The sequence below is a fragment of the Shewanella sp. SG41-4 genome (genome assembly GCF_014164505.1).
Lineage (GTDB): Bacteria > Pseudomonadota > Gammaproteobacteria > Enterobacterales > Shewanellaceae > Shewanella.
The window spans coordinates 1-3,346 of the sequence record NZ_JACJFI010000348.1; the positions used below are offsets into that span (position 1 = coordinate 1).

Genomic DNA, 3,346 nt, shown 5'->3' on the forward strand with positions numbered 1-3,346 from the left:
TAACTATTTTCAGTTACTTAACCTTGCACAATTGAATGTACTCTAGATAACAACCTCATTTACTTATACTAAATAACTGCATCAACATACAAATATAAATGAAACTTTATGTTACTAAACCATTGTTAAATATTATATATGTGATCAAGCGCCCAACAACACGGCGTACTCCCAGTTAGGAAGTATAAACACTGAACACAGATTTTGTACTGGCATCAGAGTTATAATTTTTTACAATTGGCAAGCTGGAACAGAGTCGCCAATCAGGCAATAAGATTGTGGCTCTTGATGATAGGCTTCATAGTGGATGAAAATGGCATAGTCAGAAGGGTTGGCCAATCAGATGATTACAGGTTACGAGCAAGCAAAGCAAAAGTCATGGGTGCATTTTTGGTAAAATATATCGATATACACGAAGTAACGTCGGTAAATACACGCATTTTATCTAGGATCTATTAGGCTAAATCCACAAGCGTTCCACACTTTGACCCACCTTATTCTATTAGCCTAATGAATATAAGCAGATTATAAATCGACAATTGACTACTTACCTGTATAATCCGCGACCTTATTCTTATGCTACGTCAGTCTTATTCTCACAACGCTACACCCTAGCCAATTGTTGATAAAAATGCTGTAACACTCTATGGAAACTTGCTTTGATTTCTACCGCTAATATCACCATGCAGTTTGGCCCTGAGCCATTATTTGAAAACATCTCGGCTCAATTTGGTCACGGTAACCGTTACGGTTTAATCGGCGCAAATGGCTGTGGCAAATCCACGTTCATGAAAATTTTGAGTGGTGCTTTGGCCCCAACATCAGGAAACGTGTCGATTACGCCAGGCTTTAAAGTCGGTACGCTTAGTCAAGATCAGTTCGCGTTTGAACAATATAGTGTTGTCGACGCTGTGATCATGGGTGATGTCGGACTGTGGAAAGTAAAACAAGAACGTGACAGCATTTATGCCAAAGCAGAAATGACCGATGAAGACGGCATGCGAGTAGGCGATTTAGAAAGTCAGTTCGCTGAAATGGATGGCTACACTGCTGAAAGTCGTGCAGGAGAAATTCTGTTAGAAGCCGGTATTGAAGAGTCATTTCATTATGGTTTGATGCAACAAGTTGCTCCAGGTTGGAAGTTGCGCGTGCTATTAGCACAAGCTTTATTCGCTAACCCAGATATCTTGTTACTCGACGAACCTACCAACAACTTGGATATTCATACTATTAGTTGGTTGGCAACAGAGTTAAACAAGCGTAAATGCACCATGATCATTATTTCGCACGACAGACACTTTTTAAACTCTGTTTGTACCCACATGGCTGACATCGATTACGGCGAATTACGTGTTTACCCAGGTAATTACGAGTATTTCTTAGCTCAATCAGGCTTAATTCGCGAGCAACTGTTAGCAGGTAACGCCAAGAAAAGTGCTGAAATAGACGAACTGCAAGACTTCGTTAACCGTTTTGGTGCTAACGCATCTAAAGCAAAACAAGCCAGTTCTCGCGCTAAAAAAATGGACAAAATTAAGTTAGATGATGTTAAGTCATCTAGCCGTATTACCCCATCGATTCGTTTTGCAGAAAGCAAAAAGCTGCATCGTCAGGCTCTCGTGCTTGAAGAATTGTCCCACGGATTCGACGAAGTGTTATTCGAACACGGCGACCTTATTCTTGAAGCGGGTTCTAAACTGGCGATTATTGGCGAAAACGGCGTGGGTAAAACCACCCTATTACGCTGCTTAGTAAATGAATTACAACACAATCATGGCCGTATTAAATGGTCTGAAAATGCTGCGATTGGTTACTGCCCTCAAGACAGCACCGCTGATTTTGATAATGACATGACTTTATTTGATTGGATGTCATTATGGCGCACACCTAAGCACAACGATTTAATGGTTCGCGGCATGTTAGGTCGTCTGTTATTTTCTGATGACGACGCCAACAAAAAAGTCCGTAACTGTTCTGGTGGTGAGAAAAACCGCTTATTATTTGGTAAGTTAATGATGATGGATATTAACGTACTGGTAATGGACGAGCCAACCAACCACATGGACATGGAAGCGATTGAAGCGCTGAACCAAGCCTTGAAATTATTTGAAGGCACATTAATATTTGTCAGCCATGACCGCGAATTTGTGTCATCTTTGGCTACACGCATTATTGATGTAAAAGACAAAAAATTGATAAACTTCCAGGGTACGTTTGATGAATACCTTGCAAGCCAAGCTGAAGCGGAAGCCAGAGGCTAAGCCTTTTTTGGACATACGTTACTCAATGTCCATTAACGGATAACATCGTTAAAATAAGGTCTTCATGTTGCATAACGTTGCAATGATGAAGACCTTTTTTGTTTATTTCATAACAGAGATGATATTCATCCTGACCTCGAGTTAAGAGATATGAAAAAACAGATGAAAATAACATTATAAAGGTCGAAGTTTAGCAACTCACCACCAGTAAACTGATCATTTGTATTACTAACAAGTCGAATTTGCGAGCCAATAGCGATGCTATTACAAGCTCATTCAACGCAGTGAGTAAGGCAAAGGGTAATTTGGGGGGAGTTTGTTATCTCGAGTTGAGGATATTTATATTCGTAATGGCTAATCAATAGTAATCCGATGCAGATACACGTAAAATCGACGTCTAAAATTAATAACTAACGACATAAAATAGCGAAAATATCATGAATAGAAAAATCGAATTATTGGCACCCGGTGGAGATGTCGATGCGATCAAAGCTGCGATTATAGCCGGTGCAAACGCCGTTTATTGTGGCTTAGATACCTTCAACGCCCGTAACCGTGCGGCAAACCTGTCATTCGATGACTTAATTGGTGTTATTGCGCTTGCTCATCAATATCAATGTGAAGTGTTTCTCACAATGAACATCGTTATTTTAGAAAACGAAGTGCCAACATTGGTGAAATTACTCAATCAGTTGGTTAATACTGGTATCGACGGCATTATTGTCCAGGATTTAGGCTTATTTAATCTAGTGACTAAGCATTTTCCAAGCCTCGCAATTCATGCCTCAACCCAGCTGACAACTCATAACGAAGGTCAAATTGGCTTTTTAGCCAAAATCGGCGCCACTCGTGTCAATTTATCTCGTGAGCTAAACCTTGGCGAAATTAAAAGTCTCACCACCCTCGCCCACGATCACGAAGTGCTTACCGAAGTATTTGTTCACGGCGCATTATGCATCGCCTTCTCTGGTCAATGTTATTCAAGCTCAGTCAGTGTCGGTAATTCTGGTAACCGTGGCCGCTGTAGCCAGGCATGTCGTGACGAATATGAAGTCACAGCAGCGGGTAACAAGTTTCCACTTAAC

General features: G+C 40.7%; 2 protein-coding genes. Both read left to right on the top strand.

Features of this window, described 5'->3' with window-relative positions; genetic code table 11:
• The first annotated feature begins 659 nt into the window (after positions 1–659).
• On the top strand, positions 660–2,261 hold the full coding sequence (locus tag H5202_RS19405) for an ABC-F family ATPase (protein ID WP_182773507.1): 1,602 nt from the start codon (positions 660–662) through the stop codon (positions 2,259–2,261).
• Positions 2,262–2,698: 437 nt separating this feature from the next.
• On the top strand, positions 2,699–3,346 hold a 648-nt coding region (locus H5202_RS19410), incomplete at its 3' end, for a peptidase U32 family protein (RefSeq protein WP_182773508.1).